General features: G+C 29.6%; 18 protein-coding genes, 1 tRNA gene and 1 pseudogene. 14 read left to right on the top strand and 6 right to left on the bottom strand.

Features of this window, described 5'->3' with window-relative positions:
- Positions 1 to 413: 413 nt before the first annotated feature.
- Entirely contained in the window at positions 414 to 2,399 is a 1,986-nt protein-coding gene (locus tag ACUBP5_RS01220; protein WP_482168489.1) for a carboxy terminal-processing peptidase, read from the bottom strand.
- 199 nt (positions 2,400 to 2,598) lie between these two features.
- Here ACUBP5_RS01220 and surE point away from each other — a divergent pair, with 199 nt between their 5' ends.
- The 3 genes from surE (at position 2,599) to ACUBP5_RS01205 (ending at position 6,043) form a co-directional block, all read left to right on the top strand.
- A complete protein-coding gene (surE, locus tag ACUBP5_RS01215; protein WP_482168488.1) occupies positions 2,599 to 3,369 on the top strand; it encodes a 5'/3'-nucleotidase SurE in 771 nt (256 codons plus the stop codon).
- A 353-nt stretch (positions 3,370 to 3,722) separates the two neighbouring features.
- Positions 3,723 to 4,763 carry a Holliday junction branch migration DNA helicase RuvB gene (gene ruvB, locus ACUBP5_RS01210; RefSeq protein ID WP_482168487.1) on the top strand — a complete coding sequence of 347 codons (1,041 nt, stop codon included), beginning with the start codon at positions 3,723 to 3,725 and terminating at the stop codon, positions 4,761 to 4,763.
- Positions 4,764 to 5,032: 269 nt separating this feature from the next.
- Positions 5,033 to 6,043, top strand: a complete 1,011-nt coding sequence (locus tag ACUBP5_RS01205) for a 2-oxoacid:ferredoxin oxidoreductase subunit beta (protein WP_482168486.1) — start codon at positions 5,033 to 5,035, stop codon at positions 6,041 to 6,043.
- 239 nt (positions 6,044 to 6,282) lie between these two features.
- Here ACUBP5_RS01205 and ACUBP5_RS01200 read toward each other — a convergent pair whose 3' ends face one another.
- The gene (locus ACUBP5_RS01200; protein ID WP_482168485.1) at positions 6,283 to 6,756 is read right to left on the bottom strand and encodes a thioredoxin family protein; all 474 of its coding nucleotides are present in this window, start codon (positions 6,754 to 6,756) and stop codon (positions 6,283 to 6,285) included.
- Positions 6,757 to 8,116: 1,360 nt separating this feature from the next.
- Between ACUBP5_RS01200 and ACUBP5_RS01195 the strand changes: the two genes are divergently transcribed.
- From ACUBP5_RS01195 to ACUBP5_RS01185, 3 genes are all read left to right on the top strand, one after another.
- Positions 8,117 to 9,454: a hydroxymethylglutaryl-CoA reductase gene (locus tag ACUBP5_RS01195; protein ID WP_482168484.1), complete on the top strand. Its 1,338-nt coding sequence runs from the start codon at positions 8,117 to 8,119 to the stop codon at positions 9,452 to 9,454.
- A gap of 11 nt (positions 9,455 to 9,465) precedes the next feature.
- Entirely contained in the window at positions 9,466 to 9,852 is a 387-nt protein-coding gene (gene folB / locus ACUBP5_RS01190) for a dihydroneopterin aldolase (protein ID WP_482168483.1), read from the top strand.
- A 17-nt stretch (positions 9,853 to 9,869) separates the two neighbouring features.
- Positions 9,870 to 9,940: transfer RNA gene (locus ACUBP5_RS01185), tRNA-Cys, on the top strand.
- 273 nt (positions 9,941 to 10,213) lie between these two features.
- Here the strand turns inward: ACUBP5_RS01185 and ACUBP5_RS01180 are convergent.
- Positions 10,214 to 10,925: pseudogene (locus tag ACUBP5_RS01180) on the bottom strand (polyprenol monophosphomannose synthase).
- Positions 10,926 to 11,512: 587 nt separating this feature from the next.
- Here ACUBP5_RS01180 and ACUBP5_RS01175 point away from each other — a divergent pair.
- Positions 11,513 to 12,262 (top strand): uroporphyrinogen-III synthase, encoded by a 750-nt coding sequence (locus ACUBP5_RS01175; RefSeq protein ID WP_482168482.1) that lies wholly within the window; start codon positions 11,513 to 11,515, stop codon positions 12,260 to 12,262.
- A 10-nt stretch (positions 12,263 to 12,272) separates the two neighbouring features.
- Here ACUBP5_RS01175 and recJ read toward each other — a convergent pair whose 3' ends face one another.
- On the bottom strand, positions 12,273 to 13,982 hold the full coding sequence (gene recJ / locus ACUBP5_RS01170) for a single-stranded-DNA-specific exonuclease RecJ (protein WP_482168481.1): 1,710 nt from the start codon (positions 13,980 to 13,982) through the stop codon (positions 12,273 to 12,275).
- Positions 13,983 to 14,651, bottom strand: a complete 669-nt coding sequence (rsmI, locus tag ACUBP5_RS01165; RefSeq protein ID WP_482168480.1) for a 16S rRNA (cytidine(1402)-2'-O)-methyltransferase — start codon at positions 14,649 to 14,651, stop codon at positions 13,983 to 13,985.
- A gap of 600 nt (positions 14,652 to 15,251) precedes the next feature.
- On the opposite strand from rsmI, the gene ACUBP5_RS01160 reads away from it, so the two are divergent.
- The 3 genes from ACUBP5_RS01160 (at position 15,252) to alr (ending at position 17,741) form a co-directional block, all read left to right on the top strand.
- Positions 15,252 to 15,479 carry a Mur ligase domain-containing protein gene (locus ACUBP5_RS01160; protein WP_482168601.1) on the top strand — a complete coding sequence of 76 codons (228 nt, stop codon included), beginning with the start codon at positions 15,252 to 15,254 and terminating at the stop codon, positions 15,477 to 15,479.
- 372 nt (positions 15,480 to 15,851) lie between these two features.
- A complete protein-coding gene (locus ACUBP5_RS01155) occupies positions 15,852 to 16,121 on the top strand; it encodes a hypothetical protein (protein WP_482168479.1) in 270 nt (89 codons plus the stop codon).
- A 48-nt stretch (positions 16,122 to 16,169) separates the two neighbouring features.
- Positions 16,170 to 17,741 (top strand): alanine racemase, encoded by a 1,572-nt coding sequence (alr, locus tag ACUBP5_RS01150; RefSeq protein WP_482168478.1) that lies wholly within the window; start codon positions 16,170 to 16,172, stop codon positions 17,739 to 17,741.
- 439 nt (positions 17,742 to 18,180) lie between these two features.
- On the opposite strand, the gene ACUBP5_RS01145 is transcribed toward alr, so the two are convergent.
- The gene (locus ACUBP5_RS01145) at positions 18,181 to 19,719 is read right to left on the bottom strand and encodes a hypothetical protein (protein ID WP_482168477.1); all 1,539 of its coding nucleotides are present in this window, start codon (positions 19,717 to 19,719) and stop codon (positions 18,181 to 18,183) included.
- Positions 19,720 to 19,857: 138 nt separating this feature from the next.
- Between ACUBP5_RS01145 and ACUBP5_RS01140 the strand changes: the two genes are divergently transcribed.
- From ACUBP5_RS01140 to leuB, 4 genes are read left to right on the top strand one after another with little or no spacing between them, the layout of a single operon-like run.
- Positions 19,858 to 21,027 carry a 2-isopropylmalate synthase gene (locus tag ACUBP5_RS01140; RefSeq protein ID WP_482168476.1) on the top strand — a complete coding sequence of 390 codons (1,170 nt, stop codon included), beginning with the start codon at positions 19,858 to 19,860 and terminating at the stop codon, positions 21,025 to 21,027.
- A gap of 3 nt (positions 21,028 to 21,030) precedes the next feature.
- Positions 21,031 to 22,434, top strand: coding sequence for a 3-isopropylmalate dehydratase large subunit (leuC, locus tag ACUBP5_RS01135; protein ID WP_482168475.1), 1,404 nt, complete (start codon positions 21,031 to 21,033; stop codon positions 22,432 to 22,434).
- A gap of 7 nt (positions 22,435 to 22,441) precedes the next feature.
- The gene (gene leuD / locus ACUBP5_RS01130) at positions 22,442 to 23,044 is read left to right on the top strand and encodes a 3-isopropylmalate dehydratase small subunit (protein WP_482168474.1); all 603 of its coding nucleotides are present in this window, start codon (positions 22,442 to 22,444) and stop codon (positions 23,042 to 23,044) included.
- A gap of 12 nt (positions 23,045 to 23,056) precedes the next feature.
- The gene (leuB, locus tag ACUBP5_RS01125; RefSeq protein WP_482168473.1) at positions 23,057 to 24,121 is read left to right on the top strand and encodes a 3-isopropylmalate dehydrogenase; all 1,065 of its coding nucleotides are present in this window, start codon (positions 23,057 to 23,059) and stop codon (positions 24,119 to 24,121) included.
- Positions 24,122 to 24,523: the final 402 nt, after the last annotated feature.

Here is a 24,523-nt window from a genome sequence, read left to right as displayed (position 1 = left end):
ACTTATTTTATTGTCTTAGACTGTTTTAGAGTTCCATAGGTTAAACAACATATAGTATCTAAAAAAAATTAAACTTTGAAGTAGCTGTTCACTATCAGCTTTACAATTATTTAGTTTTAGTAATATTAAATTTATTCTTTGATTATATATTTATATCTTGAGTAGATCAGCTATCTTTTTCATGATATTAAGTGCTTTTTTTATCAGACAGTAATTTATTCTATTTCTATAACTAATCATTAAAAAATAAATCTTAATTTTCTCTAATTATCCTAGGCCGTTAGCCTAAAATGTAGGTTGATGATCGTAAATGGATGGCAATTATATGGATATTCACATATATAATTTAACTGGTTAGTAGCAATGATATATTTTTTATAAAAATTAAATCCTAAAATAGGTTCTGTAAATTATTAATGATAAGCTCTAAGTGCCTCTATAGCTTTCCCTATATAAATATCTTTTTTAAGACTTATCATCCATTCTTTATCTTGATTATTATCTGAAATTCCTATAGGATAACTTTCAGTAAGTGATTTTACGATTAATCCATTTGTATAATTTTCTAGAGAGTTGAAAGCCTTATTTTTTTCTTCCTTTTCTTCCATCTTTATCTTAAATTTTTCCCATTGTAAGGGAATGCTTTTATCTTTTTCTAAGATTTGATTAGAACGAGCTAATTTGGTTAGTATTTTTATATATACATCGTTACAATTTTTTTTTTTAAATCGTTCTTGGATATTTTTTAGCTTATATGCATGTTCCCAAAGTCTATAAGGAATAGCTTCTATTCTATCCCACTTCATTGGATTTTCCTGATCCTTTTCACTAAATTTATTATAAGAAAATTTTCCAGGTATAACTAAATCTGGCTCTACTCCTTTAAGTTGCGTAGAACTTCCGTTTATTCTATAAAACTTACTTATTGTAATTTTAAGCACGCCCATATCACTTTTAGTGAATAAAAAATTATTTAAAGGTAAAAGTGTTTGTACCGTCCCTTTTCCATAAGTTTGCTCTCCCCCTATAATAAGGCCTCTTTGATAGTCTTGAAGCGCGCCAGCTAGTATCTCTGATGCAGATGCCGAATACTCGTTTACAAGAACTATTAACGGCCCTCTCCAGAACGCTGAATTAATATTTGAACTGATAATTTCTTTTTTTCCATTATTATGTCGTAATTGAACTATTGGACCTTTACCTATAAAAAGTCCAGCAATATTTACTGCAGCTTCTAAAGAACCTCCTCCATTATTTCTAAGATCCAGAACTAATCCTTTGATATTATTTTTCTTTAATCGCTCAATTTCATTTTGTATGTCATTTACAGCATTTCTGCCATTTTTGTTTTTAGGATTAAAGTAAAATTCCGGAAGATAAATATAGCCATAGTAGTTTTTACTCTTATCTTTTAAGAGTACACTTCTAGTAAACATTTCCTTTTGTTCGACTACATCACGGACTAGAGATATTTCTTTTATACGTCCGTCCTGCTTTTGCAAAGTTAAACGTACTATGCTCCCTTTCCTGCCACGTATTAATCTAATTGAATCACTTAGTAATAACCCTAAGATATTTTTATATTCTCCATATTTTCCTTGCGCAACTTTCAAGATTTTATCTCCTACCTCAATTTGTTTACTTTTCCACGCTGGTCCTCCTACAATGAGTTTAACTATAGTGCTATAGCCTTTTTTATCCTGTAAAATAGCCCCTATACCTTCTAGTTGCCCAGATATTTTAAAATCAAAGTCCTCTTTATCTTTCGAGGATAAATACATTGTATGTGGATCATATTGTGCCGTTATTGCATTTATATATATTGTAAATAAATCATTCTTTTTCCTCATTTTTAACTGCCTAAAATAATCCATGATATTTTGTAGCACTTTTTTTCGAGCGAGTTCTTCAGATAATAAGTTAACGTTTTCATTTTTTTTGTTTTTACTATCCTTTTTAGATGAGGTCATCTCTATAAGAGTTGTGTATTTCAAATATATTCTCCATTTATCTTCAAATTCTTGAACGTTCTTAGCATATGATTTATTGTTCCCACCAAGCATAATCATTTCCTTTTTAGTAAAATCAAAAGGTTGTCCTAATATCTTTTTGATTAATTTCTCAAGATAACTTATCTTCCCCCGGAGACAGGTAATACTGACATCAAAAAAATTCGTGTTACCGCCAATAAAAGCATTTGCGAGTTTTTTCCTATAATTAGAAAACTTAGATATTTCTGATTCTAAGAAATATAGTTTTTGCGGGTCTATTATATCTAAATATCTTTTATAGACTCCTTCTGAGAATTTTTCATTTATCTCGGGTGAATGGTAATGGAAGAATAATAGTGTATAATAAATAGATTTAAGGATGGCTTTATCTTTATCCTGTTTAGACAAATTATATTGTCTAGGAGGGGAAAAACTAAACAATAAGAAAATGAAGACAACAAAAAATAAAAAACATTTCTTGTTTTTGAATTGACTTAAAATCATATAATTTTTTATATTTTAGTTAACTAAATATGCAAAAAACAATCTACTTTTATTACCCTACTTATTAAAGCACAAAGATCATATTTAATTACTGAGAAAAAAAATGAAAGAAAAAAGTATTATTCTAGTTACTAATGACGATAGTATTTTTGCTCCTGGGATTCGAGCGCTGATAGAGGTAATGAACTCCTTGGGACAGGTTTATGTAGTAGCTCCTGATAGAGTACAATCGGGAAAATCTCATTCTGTTTCCATAGCCTACCCTATACGATATGAACCTGTGAAAATTGATAATGGTCCACAAAAAGAGTGGCAAGTTTCGGGCACACCAGTAGATTGTGTTAAATTAGCTATAGATCAAATACTTTTACAAACTCCTGATATTTGCGTATCAGGTATTAATCATGGAACTAATGCCTCAGTAAATGTACTATACTCCGGTACAGTATCAGCAGCTGTAGAAGCTGCTTTAGCAGGTATTCCAGGGATTGGTTTTTCTCTTTTAAATTATTCATGGTCAGCAGATTTTTCAGCAGCTCAATACTATGTTGAGAATATAGTTAAAAAAGTCCTAAATAAAAAATTTCCAAAAGAAGGTATTTTAAATGTAAATATTCCAAATTTACCTAGGGAACAAATTAAAGGAATTAAAGCTTGTAGACAAAGCAAGGGTATATGGAGGGAAAATTTTGAGAAGCGCATCGATCCTAAAGGGAATAACTATTACTGGCTTACAGGAACCCATATAGATACTGATCAAGGAATTGATAATGATTATAAAGCCTTAAAAGAAGGCTATGTGTCGATAGTCCCAATAAGTTTCGATCGAACTGATTATAAACTTGTTAAACAAATATATTCCTGGAATATGTAAAAACTTTCTTTTACTTACATTCTTTTAATTTTACTTATTTTGATATGTAAAAATTAGTTAAGTGGACAATATCTTGTATATCATTTAAATAAACTTGAGATATACTCAATCTATATAAGTTCATTTAGATCTATTATTATATTTACTTTATAACCATATACTATGATATTAAAAATTTTTTGTTTTAGATATCTAAATATTTATAGTATCACATAATCTAAGTGTAAAACTACATCTGTAGTTTATATGCAGGACATACTACGGTAAAAGGTTTTTTTCATCAATACATTATTTTTTTAGAATTTTGTGGATATGGATTTTTTTAATTTAAAAAACAATCTTAGGGAACATTTATGAATCATCTATTAAATTCAGATAAAAAAAACCTTCATTCTGAAGATTTGGATTTTGAAAAAATAATACGCCCAAAATGTTTTAACGATTTCAGTGGTCAGGAAAAAATTCTTGAAAATATAAAAGTTTTCGTACAGGCAGCTAAGCAACGATCTGAGGCATTAGATCATTTACTTTTACATGGCCCTCCTGGTTTGGGGAAAACTACCTTAGCGCATATCATCGCTAATGAATTAGGTGTAAGTATTAGAATTGTATCTGGTCCGGTGCTTGATAAACCAGGAGATTTAGCTGGATTATTAACTCATTTAGCTCCTAATGATATACTTTTTATAGATGAAATTCATCGTCTTTCCCCTTTAGTAGAGGAATATTTATATTCAGCTATGGAAGATTATCGCATAGATATAATGATTGAATCTGGTCCTAATGCCCGTTCCGTACAAATTAACCTACACCCGTTTACTCTTATAGGTGCTACTACACGTTCAGGACTTCTTACAGCGCCTATGCGAGCACGTTTTAGTATCAATTGCAGATTAGAATACTATCAAAAAGAAATTTTAAAAAATATTATAAAGCGAAGTGCTAATTTTTTAAAGATTTTTATTTCTGATCAAGCCGCTATAGAGATCGCTAGAAGAAGTCGTGGTACACCTCGTATTTCTAACGCTTTGTTAAGACGTGTGCGCGATTTCGCCCAAATCAAAGGAAACGGTAAAATAGATTTAAGTATTTCGGAAATTGCCCTACAGGCTCTTAATGTAGATAAATATGGACTTGATGAAATGGATAATAAGATTTTAGCGGTAATTATTGATAAATTTAAAGGAGGTCCTGTAGGTATAAGTACTATTGCTACTGCTGTAAGCGAAAATACAGATACTATAGAAGAAGTTTATGAACCTTTCCTTATTCAAGAAGGGTATTTAATGCGTACGCCACGTGGAAGAGAAGCTACTTTGTTAGCTTATAAACATTTAGGGAAAAGATCTTTGCCTAATAAACAAAATGATTTATTTAGTAAAGTTATATTTTAAAGAAACTTGTACATATGAGAAAGGAACCCTTTTAATAAATTATATCTTATAATAAGATTCTAAATTTTTATACTTAAATGCAGTGTCACTTTTTTTAATAAATCTCTTATCCCATAAGAGATATCCCTCTTCATTTTTACTTTATCATTTAAGTAAGTAAACCCATATCATTAATAATATCTAGATGTTTTTATAAAAAATAAATATATGAGGCCTTATGTATTTATATATTTGTTTTTTGTTTGTATATGTAGTTAATATTTAGTACTTTGAAGAAAAAATACACCTCTAAAGATTTTGCCTCTAATTTGGAGATTAAATGGTGTCCAGGTTGTGGAGACTACTCCATTCTAAAACAAATGCAATCTATCTTGTCTGAGATAGACGTTTTAAAAGAAAAAATAGTTTTTATATCAGGTATCGGATGTTCTTCACGTTTCCCATATTATATGGATACCTTTGGATTACATGGCATTCATGGCCGAGCTCCTGCTATTGCCACCGGAGTTAAGCTTGCAAATCCAGATTTAAACATATGGATTATTACGGGTGATGGAGATGGTCTTTCTATTGGGGGCAATCATATGATTCATTTGCTTAGGAGAAATCTAGATGTAAATGTATTGCTTTTTAATAACGAGATTTATGGTTTAACCAAGGGTCAATATTCTCCCACTTCAAGCTTGGGGTTGCGTACAAAATCCTCCCCTATGGGCACTATTGATAGTCCATTTAACTCTTTAAGTCTTGTATTAGGTGCTGGAGCTAGCTTTGTATCACGTACTATGGATAGAGATCCTGGACATCTTCGTGAAATGCTATTAAAATCACAAGAACATAATGGCACTTCTTTTTTAGAGATTTATCAGAATTGTAACATATTTAATGATGGGGCTTTTGAAGTATTTACTCAAAAATCTAGTAAAGTTAATAATACTATTTTCCTTAAACACGAGAATCCTTTAATTTTTGGATATCAAGATCAACTAGGAATATATCTTGATGGGCTTCAACCTAAAATAGTTTCTTTAAAAGAGGGGAATTATAACCTCTCAGATCTGTGGATTCATGATAAAACTGATCGTACTAAAGCAGGCCTTTTAGCGAGATTTTTTAATACAAAAACACAAGAAGAATTCCCAAGACCTTTTGGAATTTTTTATCAAGAGAACCGTCCTTGTTACGATACACTTTTTCACGATCAAATCTACGAGGCCCAAAAAAGTAAGCCTATTTCATTAGATAAGCTCATTAGCGGAGGAGAAACTTGGAAGGTATAATAAAAAAAATATGACATTTTCGTAGATTCTTATTAAGGGGAAAATAAAAACTAAAATCCTTTTTAAGGAAAAGATAATACTACATAAATCTAGCAATCTTACTATAGGTATATAATCTCTAAAATAAAAAAAACTTTCTCAAAAGTTAAAAAATAAGGATAGATTCTTTTTAAGAAGAATCTTTTAAAGTATAGCTATAAATTCCCATATATTAAGAATATTTATATGCTTTATTAATCTTAATAAATAGATCTAAGTTTTTCTATGAATTTATCAGAGTTAATAAAGCCTTTTAAAATAGTAATTTTTGTGTTTCTATCTATAAATAAAGTAGAGGGATAGCTCATATCTCCATTTAAGAGATAATAAGCCAAACGATTTATTTTTAATAGGGGTGAATAAGCATATTTTTGTCCTTTATAAGTTAAGATATCCTTTGTTTCAGCATTGATTTTTACCGAAATATAATTATCATTAATATATTTAATTACTTGTTGATCACTTAAGGTTTCTTTTTCCATTTTTTTACAGTAAAGACACCAATTGGTATAGATGAATAGGAGTATTTTTTTTTTCGGATTTTTCCTTATAATTTCATCTATATTATCTAATTCTTCCCACTTGATCTGATGTTTTATAATTGTGTTTTTTTGCTTTTGCTCTATACATAACATGCTTTTTAAGCATCCTAGCATAATAATCATAGATAACATAATTCTCATAATTTTAAGGTATTAGTTGTATACTTTATCTTATTTATGTGCTTTTTAGAAGACCTATCCTTAAAAGCTCAAGTAAACAAGCATATAAAAGGAAAACGTTAAACTAGTAAAAATATAAGTAATTTAACTCCTGATTTATATAAATATATACCCTGCATATTAGCGATAAATAACGACATATCTATCCTTTTATAGTAAATAAATGATTTTATAAGAAAAATTTCAATAGCTACTCTATAAACAATAGGGAATTTTATGCGTCTTCTTCTTTATAAGAAGACGCTATTATGAATAAAACCCCTATATATCAAATCATACTTGTGTCTTTATAAGGACGAGAACTCTCTTTGTCTAAGAAAAATACTCCTAAAAGGAGATAAAAATAAGTATGAGTGATGTGTATATTACAGTATATTATAGACTAGCTATTATAAAAGCTGGAATAAGCTATTTTAACTCTTTATTTATATTCTCTTTCTCGATAAATAACGTATCAAAGAAATAATATGCCTACTGAAAAACAACTTATAAAAAAAATCGGTATAATTAAAAATTGTTTTTTTATCTATTAGTAGATAAAACTATATTTAGTTATCCCATATTTAGATATAAAATAAAGAAAACTGAGTTTAGTTATAACTCTTTAGATTATAATTTTTTACTAAGATATATAGAGAAAGGATTTATTTATAAATAAGGATAATTTTACTTCATTAGGTTAATAATCGATTCGTTTTTTGATTTATATCACATGATAAATTTATTTTATAGTTATAAATTATATTAATAATTATTATAACCATATAAAAGTTTGTCTTAACCAGAGGAAACCATTAGACTCCAAAGACATATAAATATCCCTTACTAGGGATATTTATATGTCTTTTCATAAGATAGAAACATCTTGATTATCTATTATTTATTTAATAATTTTATATTCAAAAAATAATAATGTAATGAAAATTTTATAGAATTTTACTTAACTATTTATAAAGACAGGTAATTTTAAAAATTATGAAAATATAGTAATTATAATTTTTAAGAAAAAAAATTGATCGAGTATTTTATAAAGAGTATGCTTCAGATAGTTTTTTGAGATTAATATTTTTTAAATAGGAGAAATCTATTTAATAAATTAGTGAGTTATTTTTATTGACCTAGCATTAAAAATATTGTTCATAAAATATCTAACTAGGCAATAATAAAACTTCTTTCGATCTTTATCTAAGATAGATTACTAACAAAAAAAAAAGAAGAAATGATTAGGCTTTGCCATTTTTCTCTTTAAAAGATAAATCTCTGTGCTTCCCTTATAAAAAATCACATAGATTTCTCTAGATATTTATTCATTATGAATAGTTTTTTAGAAAAAGGTTTTTCTAAGTGGTCTAAAGAAAGAAAAATATATTGGCTTTTAAAAAATTTCATAAAAGATTATGAATATGGGAATAATCTTTTAAAGAGATATAGTAATCCTGATATAAAAATTCAAAAGCTTCATGAAGAATTTTCTGAAAACACACTCTCTAACTTTTATCTGCCTTTTAGTATAGCACCTGGGTTCCTTATCAATAAAAGGGAATACACATTACCTATGGTCATAGAAGAGAGTTCAGTAGTAGCAGCAGCATCTAAAGCTGCTAAATTCTGGCGAAAACTTGGAGGATTTAAAGCTTGGGTAAGCTCTGTAAAAAAACCTGGACAAATTCATTTTACTATGGATACTTGCAGTAATAAGTTAAAGTGTTTTTTTTTAAATAGTTTGAAAACTAAACTTTTACTAAATACTGAAAAAATTACTTCGAGTATGCGTGCACGTTCAGGAGGCATATTAGAAATTTCTTTAGAAGATAGAACTAAAGATATGCCTAATTATTTCCAGATTACTGTTCTTTTTGATACTTGCGATGCTATGGGTGCTAATTTTATAAATTCTATTCTCGAACAGTTAGCATTCACCCTTAAGGACGAGATCATAAAAAGTGACTTATTTAATGCTAAAGAAAAAATATCTCTTGAAATCATTATGGCTGTCCTCTCAAATTACACTCCTAATTGCTTAGCACACGCAGAAGTAAGTTGCCCTTTAAAGGATTTAATAGACGAAACTGAGAAGTTGCCAAAAGGGTTTGCTGAAAAATTTCAAAAGGCTATACACATAGCAAAGCTTGATACTTATAGAGCTGTTACGCATAATAAAGGTATTATGAATGGAGTAGACGCAGTAGCTTTAGCAACCGGAAATGATTTTAGAGCTATAGAATCCAACGTACATGCCTATGCTGCGCGCAATATTCAATACATGGGGCTCACTTGTTGTGAAATCCGTAATGATATTTTCCATTTTTGGTTAGATATTCCTTTATCTATAGGTACTATAGGTGGACTTACCTCTTTACATCCCATGGCGGCTTTTTCTTTGGAAATATTAGGATCCCCTTCATCTAAAGAGCTTATGACTATTCTTGCAGTTTCTGGATTAGCACAAAATTTTGCCGCTGTTCGATCCCTGATAACTACTGGCATACAAAAAGGTCATATGAAAATGCATCTTTCAAATATTCTTAATCAACTGGGTGCTGATGAAAAAGAAAAAATATATTTTTCAAATCTTTTTAGAGATAAAACTATAAGTTATCAAAAAGTATTATCAGCTTGGCAGGCTATTAAAAAAACTAAAAAATCATGAATATATAATATATGGATATCATTATTCTTAAGAATATTAGAATATATGCCTTTCATGGCTGTTTACAAGAAGAACAAAGGATAGGAAGCGACTATATAATAGATCTAAAGATATATCTAGATCTTAAAAAGGCAGCTCAAAGCGATGAATTATCTGATACTGTTAATTATCAATCATTTTATCAAACAGTTCTAGAGCAGATGCAGATATCTTCTTATTTAATTGAAAATGTAGCTTATAGGATTCTTTCAAGAATACTTGAAAGACATTTTTTTATATATAAAGCCCGAATAAAACTTTGCAAGTTAAATCCTCCTGTAGGAGGTGAAATAGAGAAAGTATGTGTCTTTATGAAACAATATAGAGGAAATATCTTGAAAAAATGTTTACCTTCGTAAGGTATTATATTTTGTAGGGCACTATGGCCGAGTGGCTAGGCGAAGGTCTGCAAAACCTTTTACAGCGGTTCGAACCCGCTTGGTGCCTCTTATATTATTGTTATGTATAGCTCCTCTTAATTATTTAGAATAGTATTCATAGCTTTTTTAAATTTCTATTTTTATGGTGCTACGTTTTTTAGAGACTTTTTTCTGAATTATTCAACCCATTAAGGGTTAGCATAGGGAAGCTATCTAATTTCAGATGAAAATATCTTTTATAACTTGTCTTTACTAAGACATATAAAACTTTAGTAGTAGGAGGTGTTCCCCACATTTTTCTAAATGTGGGGAACCTTGATAAGGGTAATCTTTCTCATCTTTATGTATTTTTCAAGAATCTTAAAGCAATTACTCCTAACATAGCCTCTTGGAAAATTTTATAATTCATTTTTGAATCTCCAAAATTACGTCCGGTAAATACAATGGGAATCTCATGTAAGCGAAATCCTTTTTTCCAAGCCCGATATTTTATTTCAATTTGGGAAAAATAACCTGATGATTTTATTGGATATGACATGATTTGTTCAAGAACTTTTCTTTTATAACAAATAAATCCAGATGTAGTATCATATATTGGTAATCCGGTAATAAAACGGACATATTTTGAGGCAAAATACGAAAGCAATAAGCGCTGCATAGGCCAATTTACTATATTTACCCCTTTACAATACCGGGATCCTATGACCATATCTGATTCTTTAATGGCTTTTTTAAGAGATATTAAATCTATCGGATTATGTGAGAGATCTGAATCCATTTCGAATATAAAAGAGTAAGAACGCTCAAGGGCCCATTGAAATCCGTTTAAATAAGTTTTCCCCAGACCGTTTTTTTTATCTAATTTTTTTAAATATAATTTTTCAGGAAAATATTGTTGGAAATTTTTTATAATCTGGGATGTGCCATCAGGAGAATTGCCATCTACAACGAGTATACGAAATTCTTCTTTAAGAGAAGAATATACCTTCCAAAATCTCTTTAATATTTTCTTTTTCATTATAAGTAGGAATTATAATAATTGAATCAGACATATATTTTATAAATGTATTAAAATCATAATAAATTCTCTTGGATTTAAAAAAACAATTATATGTTATTATTTTAAACTACATCATATACTGTTTTACCATAATTTTTGCGGTATGCAGTACTATTGTTTATTATATTTTTTTTAAACTATGCTAATAATTCTTTCAACTAAAAAACCTATATCTTATTTAGCAAGATTAAATTAGTTTGTCAAACTATTGTAGTTTATACTAGATCTCTTTTTTACCCTCAATTATTATAAATAAGTATCTTTTTTATCTATAAAAAAAGTATTTATATAATAGACTTTATCATACTACCAACAATACTTTTATTATGTCTTCTTTTTACATAAATACTCTTCCTATTTTATTAAGTTACTCTTCTATAAAAGAAGTAATTTTTTTAAAAAAAAAACTATAAAACATTCAATGTTATTCAAGTTATAGTGTCCTATATGAGTTTATTTTTTTTATATAATATAAAGAAAACTCTTTTATCTCTATATTTATTAAATTTGCCTTCTCTAAAATATATTCCTCCAAACCCTTCTGAATATATGTGAATAGGTGGAATAAAAAATAAAAAGATGAGAATAAAAAATATCCTCGTTTCGCAACCCAGTCCCATTTCAGAATCCTCTCCTTATACTCAGCTGAGTAAATGCGAGAGAGTAAAGATAGATTTTCGCCCATTTATAGAAATAAAAGAAATCTCAGCTGTTGAAGTTAGAAAGCAAAAGATAGATTTTTCTCAGTTCACTGCAGTGGTTTTTACTAGTAAAAATGCTGTAGACCATTATTTTAGACTTTCTGATCAAATGCGGTTTAAGGTGCCAGATACCATGCGCTACTTTTGCCAATCTGAAATCATAGCATATTATCTTCAGAAATATATAGTTTATCGCAAGCGTAAGATTTACATTGGTTATAAATACTTTATTGACCTTATTCCTTTAATTAAAAAGTATCCACAAGAGAGATTTTTGTTACCCTCTTCTGATATTTTAAAGGCGGAGGTTCCACGTTCTCTTGAAAGGCTTAAAGTACAATGGAAACGTGCTATTCTTTATAAAACAGTATCGAGTGATCTTTCTGATATGAAAGATATAAATTATGATATTATGGTTTTTTTTACTCCTTTAGGCATTAAATCTTTATTTAAAAATTTCCCTGATTTTAAGCAGAATGGCACCACAATTGCTGCTTATGGTAAGGCTACTATTGATCTTGCCTGTAAATCAGGATTAAAAATAGATATTAAAGCACCTACTCCCGATACCCCATCAATGGCTATGGCCCTTGAGAAATATTTAAAGCAGAATGATAAACTAATTTGATAAATTTATATCATAAATGGAATCTTAAATCCTTAATTATTAATTGAGTATAGACTTTGTTCTTCCAATAGTTCTCCTGTATTATATATACCATATCAAAAGGTTTTTTCCCCTGCGCTATTTCAAGAACATATCCCCATTTAAAGCCTATAGCAGTTTGTAGGATAATATCTTTTTGTTGATATTTCCCTACTTGCATTTTTAAATGACTATTATCGCTTCCTAATTTTACCGCATACCCTTTATTGACAAGATTTCTTGATAAAAAAACAGGTTCTTCGTTCCCTTTTCCAAAGGGGTTAAAACGCTTAAGCAAACGCAAAAATTTAGAATCTATTTGTGATAGATCTAATTCATAATCGATAGATATTTTTAACTCATGTGGGATATCTTGTACTATTTCTCTAGTAATTTTTTCAAATTGAGTTTTAAACCCTTTAAAGTTATCTGGAGATATAATAAGCCCAGCAGCATATTTATGTCCGCCAAATTTTTCAATATAGGCGCTGCATTTCTCAAGTGCTTCATACAAATTAAATCCATTTATAGAACGTGCTGAAGCTAATAATTTTCCATGATTTTCAGTAAAAACAACTGTAGGACGGTAATATATTTCTATCAATCGGGAAGCAACTATGCCTAAAACTCCTTTATTCCATCCGGGTTTAAAAATTACAGTTGTGTAAAGATGCTCTTCTCTTTGCGTTTTAATTAATTCTAAAGCTTCATTCGTAATTTTTTGATCTATAGCTTTTCTAAGTTGATTGAGATAATTGATTTTAAATGCTCTTTCTTTAGCTTGTTCTGGAGTTTTAGAAAGAAGTAATTTCACTGCATCTTTAGCGTGATGTAATCGGCCTGCTACATTTATCTTAGGACCTAAGTAAAAAAGGATATCGGTTGTATCAATATCTTTTAGATTATTATCTTTAATTGCTTGTAACCCTAGACGCCTATCTCGATTAAGTATATACAACCCATAGAAAGTCAATATACGGTTTTCCTCTATTATAGGTGCTAAATCAGAAACTATGCTTATGGCCACTAAATCTAAGATATTCTCTGGAATAGATAACGACATAGATTGAGTTATAGCCTGTACTAGTTTAAACCCTATGCCACATCCACTGAGTTCTTTAAAAGGATAGATACAATCGGATCTTTTTGGATCTAATATAGCAAATGCTTTAGGAAGTGTTTCCCCAGGCAAATGATGATCACATATAATAATATCTATTCCTTTTTCATAAGCATATTCTACTTGACTGAAATCTTTGATTCCGCAATCAAAAACAATAATTAATGAAATTCCATGCTTATAAGCAAAATCGATACCTTTATAAGATAAACCATATCCCTCTTGATAACGATCAGGAATATAATAACGCAAAAATTGGATATAACCTTTAAGAAAATTATACATCATAGTTACTGAAGTTACACCATCAACATCATAATCTCCATAGAGGAGCACGTATTCGTTTTTTTCTATGGCTCTTAAAATTCTCTTAACGGCACTCTGCATGTCCTTCATCAAAAAAGGATCGTAAAGTTTACTTAGCTCAGGACAAAAAAAAATCCTTGCCTTTTCATAAGTATCAATATTCCTTCGAATAAGCAATGAGGCTATAACACGGTTTATCCCAAGTACTTTCATTAGCATTTGAATATTACCTTCATTTATTTTAGGTGGGTTATGCCATCGATTTTTTTTTATCATCTATTTTTTTTTACTTCCTTCTATTACTAGTACCATTTCTCCTTTAGGAGCGATTGTTTCAAAATGAAAGTATAATTCCGTAGGAGTTCCTCTTATAATTTGTTCAAATTTCTTTGAGAGTTCTCTACATATCGCCATCTTTCTAGAACCTAGATATTCTTTAATATCTTTTAAAGTAGTCAATAATTTATGTGCTGATTCATATAATATAAGTGTTCTATTTTCTTGGGAAAGCTCTAATAATTTTTTTTTCCTCCCTTTCTTAGACGGTAAAAATCCTAGAAAAATAAATTCCCGAGTAGCTATACCTGAAATTACCAAAGCTGGTATAAGTGCTGTAGGACCTGGCAAACATTCTACTTTTAAATTAGCTTCTATACAGGCACGAATTAATAAAAATCCAGGATCTGAGATAGCGGGTGTACCAGCATCGCTGATTAAAGAAAGGGTTTCTTGATTTTGAAGTCTCTTAAGTAAAGAGGGAAGTATTTTGTGCTCATTATATATATGATAAGCCTTAAGAGGCTTTCGGATATTATAGTGCTTAAGCAACTTTCCAGAAGTCCTTGTATCTTCAACTAACACCAAATCTGATTCCCCAAGAATGCGAAGGGAACGTAAAGTTACATCTTCAAGATTTCCAATAGGAGTGGGTATTAGATAAAGCATAGTTAAGGAAAATTTAAAATCTATTTTCTAATCTTTTCTTGAAAAGAACCTGTTGTAGTTTTAAAGCTTTTATCATTTATTTATGTAATTAATCTCTCTAAGAGACAACTTATATCATTTTTTTATTAAAGGGGTACTATTAGTAATTTGATTTTACCATTTTTTAGTATATGTTTTAGTTAATTATTTCTCTTTATATAAAGTCTTTATAAATTATTTTTTCTAGATTTAAGGCCTATAGCAAATTTAAAATATTTATCTATAAATATTTTTTTATGTGAATATTATTAATATTTATATTTAACAAAGAGAAAAGTTGTTATAAAAAACTTTTAAAAGTTATGAGTAAGATATAAATAAATATCTTTCTCTTGAAGAGAAAGACTCTATAATAGCAAACAATTATTTATCAATAGATTATTATGTTAATAACAAACTATATTAATTTTATAAACTGTGAGAAGTAATCCTAAAATATTTCTTGAATCCTTTTAAATAAAGAATTACTCCTTCATAAGGAGAAATATCAACATACATGTATGCTTTAAAAGAAATTGCTAAAATACTTAGGCCTATTAAAGTTTTTGGCCCCTAAAAAATATCTTTATCGATAATCTATCTATAGATTCAAGGCAAGTAGATCTTTCATATAAAAGTTTATTTTTTGCATTTAGACCCTCTAACGATGATGGGCATAATTATGTTCCACAACTTATCAAAACAGGTATTAAGGCCTTTGTGATTTCTGATAAAACCATTTTAAATAATTTCAAATTAGAATGCACATTTTTTTATGTTAACAAGAGTTTAAATGCTTGCAGATTTTAGCAATTCATCATAGAAAAAAATTTGATTTTCAATGTATAGCTATCATGAGTAGTAATGGTAAAACCGTTGTAAAAAAAAATGGTTAGCACATTATTTGGGACAAACTTCTTTTTTTTGTAAAAAGCCCTAAAAGTTATAACTCTCAGATTAGCGTGCCTATTTCTTTATAGCAAATCAATAAACATCACTCTATAGGACTTGAGGCAGAAATTTCAAGAAAAGGTGGAATGCGTAAACCTAGTTCTATGTTACTTCCTACCATAGGTATATTTACTAATATTGGGACTGCTCATTCTGAGAATTTTTCTTCTTATCTTTAGAATTAATTAGTGAAAAATTAGAATTATTTATCCCCCCAGAATGATTTAATAGATGGAATTAAGACAGATTTTAAAGATTGTAAAAAGATTTATATTCCTAGAATATTATTCAGATATTTCAGCTATTATCAACTCTCTTCCTAAACTCAAAAATATTATTAAATGTTCCTGGGGATATTCTAAAAAATCTACTCTACGTTTACTGTCTACATACCGCAACGATGGTAGATTTTATATATATGCCATTTACAAGGGGAGAAATAAAAAATTATGGATTCCTTTTAAGGATAACATTTCATTGCGTAATGCTTTAACAGTTTAGTTGTGTTTGCTTGAGTTGAACTTATAAGAAACTATTATTACTAAATGTATGACTGATTCACCTTCTATAAAATTAGGTATAGAAATAATAAGAGGTATAAAAGGCTGCTTGCTTATTAATGATAATTATCATATGGACTTACGGGCAATAGAATTAGCACTTAATTTGCTTTCAAAGCATAATTTCTTAGGCGATGATTCATCATGTTATAAAGGATTAGTAAAAAAAACCCTGATAGTTTCAGATATTAGGTCATATTCCCTGCCTGTAAATGTAAAATATAGAAAACTATCTGAATGGTCTGTCGATGCTGGTGTAAGGCGTATTATCGCAATAGGAGAAGAGATTTGCAGGGCAAAAGACTTTTTTACTATGGATTTTTTTTGTTTTCAAACAACAGAAGACTTTCTAAAACATTGGTATGAGTTTGATTTTAGAAACGAAGTTATATTAATCAAAGGAGCGCGTTCATTTACCTTTGAACTTATCGTATATCGTCTTAAAAAGACTTTTCATGATACAGTTTATGAAATCAATTTGAGCTCTATTGAACATAATATTAATTACTATCGTTCTATACTTAACCCTGGTACAAAGATCATGGCTATGGTCAAAGCTTTTTCTTATGGGAATGGAAGTTATGAAGTAGCTAATGCTCTTGAGCAAAGTAAAATAGACATACTCGGAGTAGCTTATGTAGATGAAGGAATCAAATTACGTCAAGAGGGAATTAGTTTACCCATTATGGTAATGAACCCTAATATAAATTCAATTTCTGCTATAATTAAATATAGACTTGAACCAGGGATATATAATTTTAACATATTAAATAATTTTATTTACGAACTTAAAAAACAGATAGTTAATATTCCGTATCCTATACATGTAAAAATAGATACTGGGATGCATCGTCTTGGCTTTTCAATAACAGAAATTTCTAAATTGACGAATTTAATAAAATATGAAAATTCCCTTAGGGTAAAGTCGATATTTTCACATATGGCTGCAAGCGAGAATCCTACACAAAGAACATTTTCTCTTGAACAAATTAAAACTTTTAGAGATACTTCGGAACAATTTGCCCTAGGATTAGGTTATCAGCCTTTAAAGCATATTCTTAATTCATCCGGTATTTTGTATTTTCCTGAATACACTTTTGATATGGTTAGATTAGGTCTTGGTCTTTATGGAATATCCCCTGATGACAGGGTGGAGAAAAAACTCAAGATAGTAGGAGTTTTAAAAACAACTATTTCACAAATAAAAACCCTCTTTCCTGGAGATTCTGTAAGTTATGGACGGAAATTTTATGTTAAAAAATTTAATACACGTATTGCTACTTTGCCCGTAGGTTATGCCGATGGTATTGATAAAAGATTAGGGGAAGGGAAGGCTTATGTAAAGATCAATGATTCCTACGCAACTATAATAGGCGAGATATGTATGGATATGCTCATGGTAGATGTTACAAATATTAAAGCAGAAGAAGGCGATGAAGCTATTTTATTTGGTAAAGATCCAAGCCTTTATAAATTGGCAAACATATGTAATACTATCCCTTATGAGTTACTTACACGTATTTCTCCTAGAGTATGTCGTATATATATAAAGGATTTATAAGGTAGATAAAAAATAACTTAGAAAAACTAAGAGCTATGATTAAAATAGTAGAAATATATTAATATGTTTTTATAACATATTATTTATATGTAACTAAAATATTCATAACACATAACTATTTAATTCTTTCATTGTTTTAGTATGTAATAAAATCACTATAAAAGTATTTTATGATCATATTCGCAATATAAGTTTTAAGATTAAGTTTCTATATATAATTTTTCCTAGAATAGAAAACTAAAGTACTCTGTATTTTTTTATACAGTCTACTTTAGTAAGTTTAAATTAAATAAAATTAATCATTTAAGACTCTTTTTTAGAAAAAATGTAAATAACTACAAGTTTAAAATTTAAACCTTAATACCTTATACTTATATAAAAATATAAAACAAATAAAAAGTTATGGCAGGCATTTTAATATCCTATTATATAGGATAAATTAATGATTTTTTTTAAGGAATTTTATGCGAATAATATCTTGTACCGTTTTATTTTGAATTTTACTCTCTAGCCACGAGATGATGTCAAAATATAGAAGAGTTCTTTTTTCATATTGATCTTCGAAATATTCAGTGAGCTGATCCTTTAGTTTTATAAATTGAACTTTTAGTTGATCCGGATAAGTATTTCCCAATTTTTTTAAAAATTGCAAAATAGCATTCTGTGCTTTACTAGTTTTATCTAAACGAAGAAAAAATTTGTGAACTATTTTAATATGTTTTTCTAATTTGTCAAAATATTCTGCATCATAACAAGCGAGAAGATATAATAATCTAGCAAAGATCTGTAAATCTTCCCGTAACCCCTCTTCATATCGATAGATGATTTTTTCTAAATGATCTATTGCTAATATAGAATCTCCATTTCCAAAATGGAGATAAGCTATTTTATAATCAAATATCATAATTTGATGAATGTCTAAATAAACTCTATATCTATTTAAATTGTTTTTTAGCTTGGGTAAAAGTTTTTCTATACCTTCAGAAAAGTTGCCTCTTATAAAATATAGATTAAGACGATGAATGTACAGGTAAACAAAAGATTGTACAGAGGTATTTTTATCAGGATTTTTTATTGATTTTATAGCATCTTTAAAAGAATTTAAATGCTGAATAAATCGATAATAATTATTTGAATAAAAAAGTACTTCGAGAATATAATAAAATCCTTTTAAATAGAGTATAGGAAGAAAATCTTTTATATGAGTATGTATTTTAAAATGTCTTATCCAGATTAGAGAATATCTATAACACATTATTAAATTTTGAAGAATAAAATAACGTTGCAATTGCATTTGATAAAACATCAATCTTTCTAAAAAACCAGTTATAGTGGCTAGGTTATAGCTATAGTTCTCAAGATAGTAATCTAAGTAATATTGAATATATTCTTTTTGGGAAAACCCCATATGGACATACATACTATAAAAACGGAACGAGAGATTGCTAAAGACCTCATAATGTCGAATTTTCACTAAAACTTCCTGAGCTTCTTGAATTAATTTTTCAGCACGGGAATAATTTCGAGTAACATATTGATATTCAATCATCCTTTCAAAGGAAATCATATCTATAAGCAAATTATAAGCATGATAATAACGTGCCAAGGCTTTAGCGCGTTCTAAAGACTTTAGACTTTGTCTATAAAGTCCTCTTTTATAGAGAATCTTAGCAAAATCGAAGTTTTCACGTAGCTGAAGTTCATAATCACGCTCTGTACCTTGTAAACGTAAGCTTATAAGAATCTGTCGATATAAATGTGCCTTTACATTTGCCAACTGCTGTTTGCTAATAGGGGTATGACTTAGTATAAAGGATTTATCATATTTGTTAGATCTAGATAGAATATCAAAAAGTTTTAAAAACTTAGCACTATGATTAACTCTAATACGTCGCGCATATAATTTAAAATAGCGTTTCTCGGCACTTGAAAGGGTGCCTATGAGCTGAATAAGTGGATCATATTTCCTATTGGACATCGTAAAACTATAAGATATTAATTTTTGATTATAAGCATTTTATAAAAAACTATACCTAGTAAGCGATTGTAAATCTATGATTTCTATTTTTTATTTATTATTTCACAAATGATAAGTTTAAGAGTTGAAAAAATTAATATGGGTAAAAAAATAGAAATCTTCGATACAACTTTGCGTGATGGAGAACAGGTTCCCGGATGTAAATTAAATACTTCAGAAAAAATTCAGATTGCACAACAACTTGAACAATTAGGAGTAGACGTTATCGAAGCAGGATTCCCTGTTTCAAGCCCAGGAGATTTTCAATCAGTTGAAGAAATCGGGAAAATACTGTCTACGGTTATAGTTTGCGCCCTTTCAAGGGCTGTTAAAAAAGATATAGAAGTAGCTGCCCAGGCCCTTAGAAGCGCTAAATATCCTCGTATACATACAGGTATAGGAACTTCTGATATACATATTCGTCATAAATTTAACAGCAATCCAGAAAAAACTTTAGAGCATGCAGTTCAGGCTGTAAAATATGCTAAAAGCTTTGTAGAAGAAGTTGAGTTTTATGCTGAAGATGCTGGACGTACAAATAATAAATACCTTGCAGATATATGTCAAGCCGTAATAAAAGCAGGCGCTAATATTATTAATATACCAGATACTACAGGTTACTGTACTCCAGAAGAATATGGGGAAAAAGTGCGTTATTTAAAAGAGAATGTACAAGATATTCATAAAGTTGTCATCTCTACGCATTGTCATAATGATTTAGGTATGGCTACAGCTAATTCTTTAGCAGGCGTAATAAATGGCGCTCAACAAGTAGAATGTACAATAAATGGATTAGGAGAACGCGCTGGAAACACTGCTTTGGAGGAAATTGTAATGATACTTAAAAAACACAGTTATCTAGGATTCCATACTACAATTAAAACTGAATTGCTTTATACTACTAGCTTACTAGTTTCTAAGCTTACATCAATGCCTGTACAGTCTAATAAAGCTATAGTAGGCGCTAATGCATTTGCACATTCTTCAGGTATTCATCAGGATGGTTTAATTAAAAAACGGGAAACCTATGAAATTATTTCACCAGAAGAAGTAGGGATAAATGAATCTTCTATTATTCTAACCGCTCGCAGTGGTCGTTCTGCTTTAGCTTATCGATTTAAAAAAATAGGCTATACCCTTTCTAAAGAACATTTAGATGCTATTTATCCTATATTCCTTAAATATGCTGATGAAAAAAAAGAAATCCTTAATGAGGATCTCAGAACTATTTTAAAGACTGCAAATTTAACATCTATCTTAAGTCTTTAAGTTATGAATAAAACTCTATTTGATAAAGTATGGGAAGCGCATCTTGTAGAGAAGATACCAGAAGGGCCTCAGGTACTTTATATTGATCGTCATTTTATTCATGAAGTAACTAGTCCACAAGCTTTTGAAGAACTGGGAAAAAGAGGTCTTCCTATTTTCAGGAAACAAATGATTATTGCTACAACAGATCATAATGTACCAACTAAAAATCAGCATCTTCCCATCAAAGAACCTCTTTCAAGGAAGCAGGTGGAAACTCTTTATAAGAATTGCGAAAAATATCAGATTAAGCTTTTTGGACTAGGACATAAATATCAGGGTATTGTACACGTTATCGGGCCAGAATTAGGACTTACACTCCCGGGTATGACTATCGTCTGTGGAGATAGTCATACCTCTACTCATGGTGCTTTTGGCGCCATTGCTTTTGGGATCGGGACTAGCCAGGTAGCCATGGTAATGGCGAGTCAATGTATTTTAGAATCTAAACCTAAACAAATGCGTATTCGAGTAGAAGGGACACTTAAAAAAGGCGTAACTCCTAAAGACATTATTTTATACATTATTTCTCAATTAGGCACAGATGGAGCTACTGGTCATTTTGTAGAGTACTCAGGAGAAGTCTTTCAAAGGATGAGCATGGAGGGCCGTATGAGTGTTTGTAATATGAGTATAGAAATGGGAGCTAAAGGTGGAATGATAGCTCCTGACGAGATTACTTTTTCTTATATAAAGGATAAAAAATTTGCTCCAAAAGGAGTTCAATTAAAAAAAGCATTAGATTATTGGAGGACTCTCTATACAGAGATCCATGCACGTTTTGATAAAGAATATTATTTTGATACAGAATATATAGAACCTATGATAACCTATGGGACCCACCCAGGAATGGGTATTAAGATTAGTGGAACCATACCAATAAATACAGAAGATGAAAATTATAAAAAATCTTTAGATTATATGGGACTAAAACAAGGGGATTCCCTTATAGGTAAAACCATTGATTATGTTTTTATAGGAAGTTGTACTAACGCACGTATAGAAGATCTACGAATAGTAGCACAAATTGTAAAAAATAAGAAAAAATCCAAATCGATAAAAGTAATGATCGTCCCTGGATCACAAGAAGTAGCCCGCCAAGCACGTCAGGAAGGTCTTGACCGTATATTCCGGGCTGCTGGCTTTGAATTAAGAGAACCTGGTTGTTCGGCTTGCTTAGGCATGAACGAAGATAAAATACCTGCAGCAGCCTATTGTGTTTCTACTTCTAACCGGAATTTTCAAGGACGTCAAGGTCCAGGTGCGCGCACCTTACTCGCTAGCCCTTTAGTAGCAGCTATAACAGCTATAGAAGGAAAAATTGTAGATGTTAGTCGTTATATAGAAAATATTTCTTTATTTAATTGATTTTTAAATGGAAAAATTTCAACGTATTATTTCAAGAGCAATACCTCTCCCTTTAGAAAACATAGATACGGATCAGATCATACCGGCACGATTTTTAAAAGCCACTACCAGAGAAAATTTTGGAGAGAATCTATTTAAAGACTGGCGTTATGATTCTAATCAAGAGTTAAGAAAAGATTTTGTTTTAAATAATCCAGCCTTCGTAGGAAGGATACTACTTGCTAAAAGAAATTTCGGTTGTGGATCAAGCCGTGAACATGCTATTTGGGCACTTTTCGATTATGGGTTTCGTGTAGTGATATCTAGCTTTTTTGCTGATATTTTTAAAGTAAACGCCCTTAATAATGGTTTGCTTACAATTGAGATATCCGATTTTTTTTTAGGAGTGCTTTTTCAAGCGGTTGAATCTAATATAAACACTTTATTATGTGTAGACCTTGAAAAACAAACATTACAAATTGTAAGCACTGATCATTATGAAAATTTTGATGTTGACCCTTATAAGAAAATGTGTCTACTAAACGGATATGATGATATCGATTTTTTAAACAGTATAAAGAGTAAAATAGAAAACTTTGAAAAAAAACATTCTTTATATTTTTCTATCTAGAAAAAAAATGTCATGAGAATAGAAATAGCTTTACTATCTGGAGATGGCATAGGCCCTGAAATCACTCGTCAAGCAGTAAAAGTTTTAGATGCCATAGCTAAAAGGTTTGGCCATGATTTTATATATCACCTAGCTCTAGTCGGTGCTGAAGCTATTGCATATACAGGCGACCCTATGCCTCAACAAACGTTGGATATCTGTATGAATACAGATGCCATTTTATTCGGAGCAATCGGAGACCCAAAATATGATAATAATCCTAATGCAGATATTAGGCCTGAACAAGGGTTACTCAAGATCCGTAAAGTTTTAGGTCTTTATTGTAACATACGTCCTATAAAAGCTTATAATAATTTACTAGATAGTTCTCCTTTAAAAAGAGAGAATATAGAAGGAGTGGATTTTGTTATCTATCGTGAGCTTACAAGTGGGATTTATTTTGGAGATAAGGCCCGATCACATGATTGGGCTTATGATAAATGTAGTTATTCTTTTAATGAAATAGAGCGCATAGCACATGCTGCTTTCAAAGCAGCTTTCTCACGAAAAAGAAAACTTACTTTAGTAGATAAGGCAAATGTTTTAGAAACTTCTCGTTTATGGAGAGAGGTAATAAAAAAAATAGCCATAGATTATCCTGAAGTGGAAATAGATTTTTTATTTGTAGATAATGCTGCGATGCAGATTATACTTAAGCCCTCAACTTTTGATGTGTTGTTAACTGAAAACATGTTTGGGGATATTCTATCTGATGAAGCGAGTGTTATTACTGGTTCCATAGGTCTTATGCCTTCAGCATCTATAGGTAAAAAAAATGCACTTTTTGAGCCTATACACGGCTCTTATCCACAAGGAGCTGGGAAGAATATCGCTAATCCTTTAGCATGTATACTTTCAGCTGCTATGATGTTAGATTATTTAGAGTTATATGATGAAGCCCAAATAATAAGAAAAGCAGTAGATCATTCTATAGATGAAAAGAAATGTACTATAGATCTTTCTCTTAAGCAGGCTATAGGGACAGAAGAGGTAGGAAACTTTTTAGTTGATAAAATTCTTAAGGATAGATTATTATAGATAATATCATTTATACTGTTTATATAAAATCGATAAGCATACACCAAATTAATATAATTGCATATATCCCTAAAATAAAAAATCTAATTATTTGTTTTAAAAAATTTTAGATATTAATAAAGTTTTGATATTTAAAAAAAAAATGTGGTACAGATAATTGAGTCTTTTTAAATATTAAAATTTAAAAATATGAGATAAGAACCATAAGTGAACCTCTCTAAGATCTTAGAGAGTAAATGTTCTATTTATATTTTAGATCAAGTAAATAAAACCTTTCTATTTTAAGAAGCTATATTTTTATTCTATTTATTTTTTCATCAATTAGATATTGATATAGAATAATATTTTAATAAAAATCCTTTAATTAAAAAATTATACTAGGAATAATTTTAAAAATATTTA

The sequence above is a fragment of the Candidatus Insignibacter tubulum genome (assembly GCF_056790205.1).
This window is presented reverse-complemented; position numbering and strand designations above follow the sequence as displayed.

Excerpts from the sequence above, each read along its gene's own strand:
- surE (WP_482168488.1), top strand. The coding sequence starts at position 2,599 with ATGAAAGAAAAAAGTATTATTCTAGTTACTAATGACGATAGTATTTTT.
- ruvB (WP_482168487.1), top strand. The coding sequence starts at position 3,723 with ATGAATCATCTATTAAATTCAGATAAAAAAAACCTTCATTCTGAAGAT.
- ACUBP5_RS01200 (WP_482168485.1), bottom strand. The coding sequence starts at position 6,756 with ATGTTATCTATGATTATTATGCTAGGATGCTTAAAAAGCATGTTATGT.
- ACUBP5_RS01195 (WP_482168484.1), top strand. The coding sequence starts at position 8,117 with ATGAATAGTTTTTTAGAAAAAGGTTTTTCTAAGTGGTCTAAAGAAAGA.
- folB (WP_482168483.1), top strand. The coding sequence starts at position 9,466 with ATGGATATCATTATTCTTAAGAATATTAGAATATATGCCTTTCATGGC.
- ACUBP5_RS01175 (WP_482168482.1), top strand. The coding sequence starts at position 11,513 with ATGAGAATAAAAAATATCCTCGTTTCGCAACCCAGTCCCATTTCAGAA.
- recJ (WP_482168481.1), bottom strand. The coding sequence starts at position 13,982 with ATGATAAAAAAAAATCGATGGCATAACCCACCTAAAATAAATGAAGGT.
- rsmI (WP_482168480.1), bottom strand. The coding sequence starts at position 14,651 with ATGCTTTATCTAATACCCACTCCTATTGGAAATCTTGAAGATGTAACT.
- ACUBP5_RS01155 (WP_482168479.1), top strand. The coding sequence starts at position 15,852 with ATGGAATTAAGACAGATTTTAAAGATTGTAAAAAGATTTATATTCCTA.
- alr (WP_482168478.1), top strand. The coding sequence starts at position 16,170 with ATGACTGATTCACCTTCTATAAAATTAGGTATAGAAATAATAAGAGGT.
- ACUBP5_RS01145 (WP_482168477.1), bottom strand. The coding sequence starts at position 19,719 with ATGTCCAATAGGAAATATGATCCACTTATTCAGCTCATAGGCACCCTT.
- ACUBP5_RS01140 (WP_482168476.1), top strand. The coding sequence starts at position 19,858 with ATGGGTAAAAAAATAGAAATCTTCGATACAACTTTGCGTGATGGAGAA.
- leuC (WP_482168475.1), top strand. The coding sequence starts at position 21,031 with ATGAATAAAACTCTATTTGATAAAGTATGGGAAGCGCATCTTGTAGAG.
- leuD (WP_482168474.1), top strand. The coding sequence starts at position 22,442 with ATGGAAAAATTTCAACGTATTATTTCAAGAGCAATACCTCTCCCTTTA.
- leuB (WP_482168473.1), top strand. The coding sequence starts at position 23,057 with ATGAGAATAGAAATAGCTTTACTATCTGGAGATGGCATAGGCCCTGAA.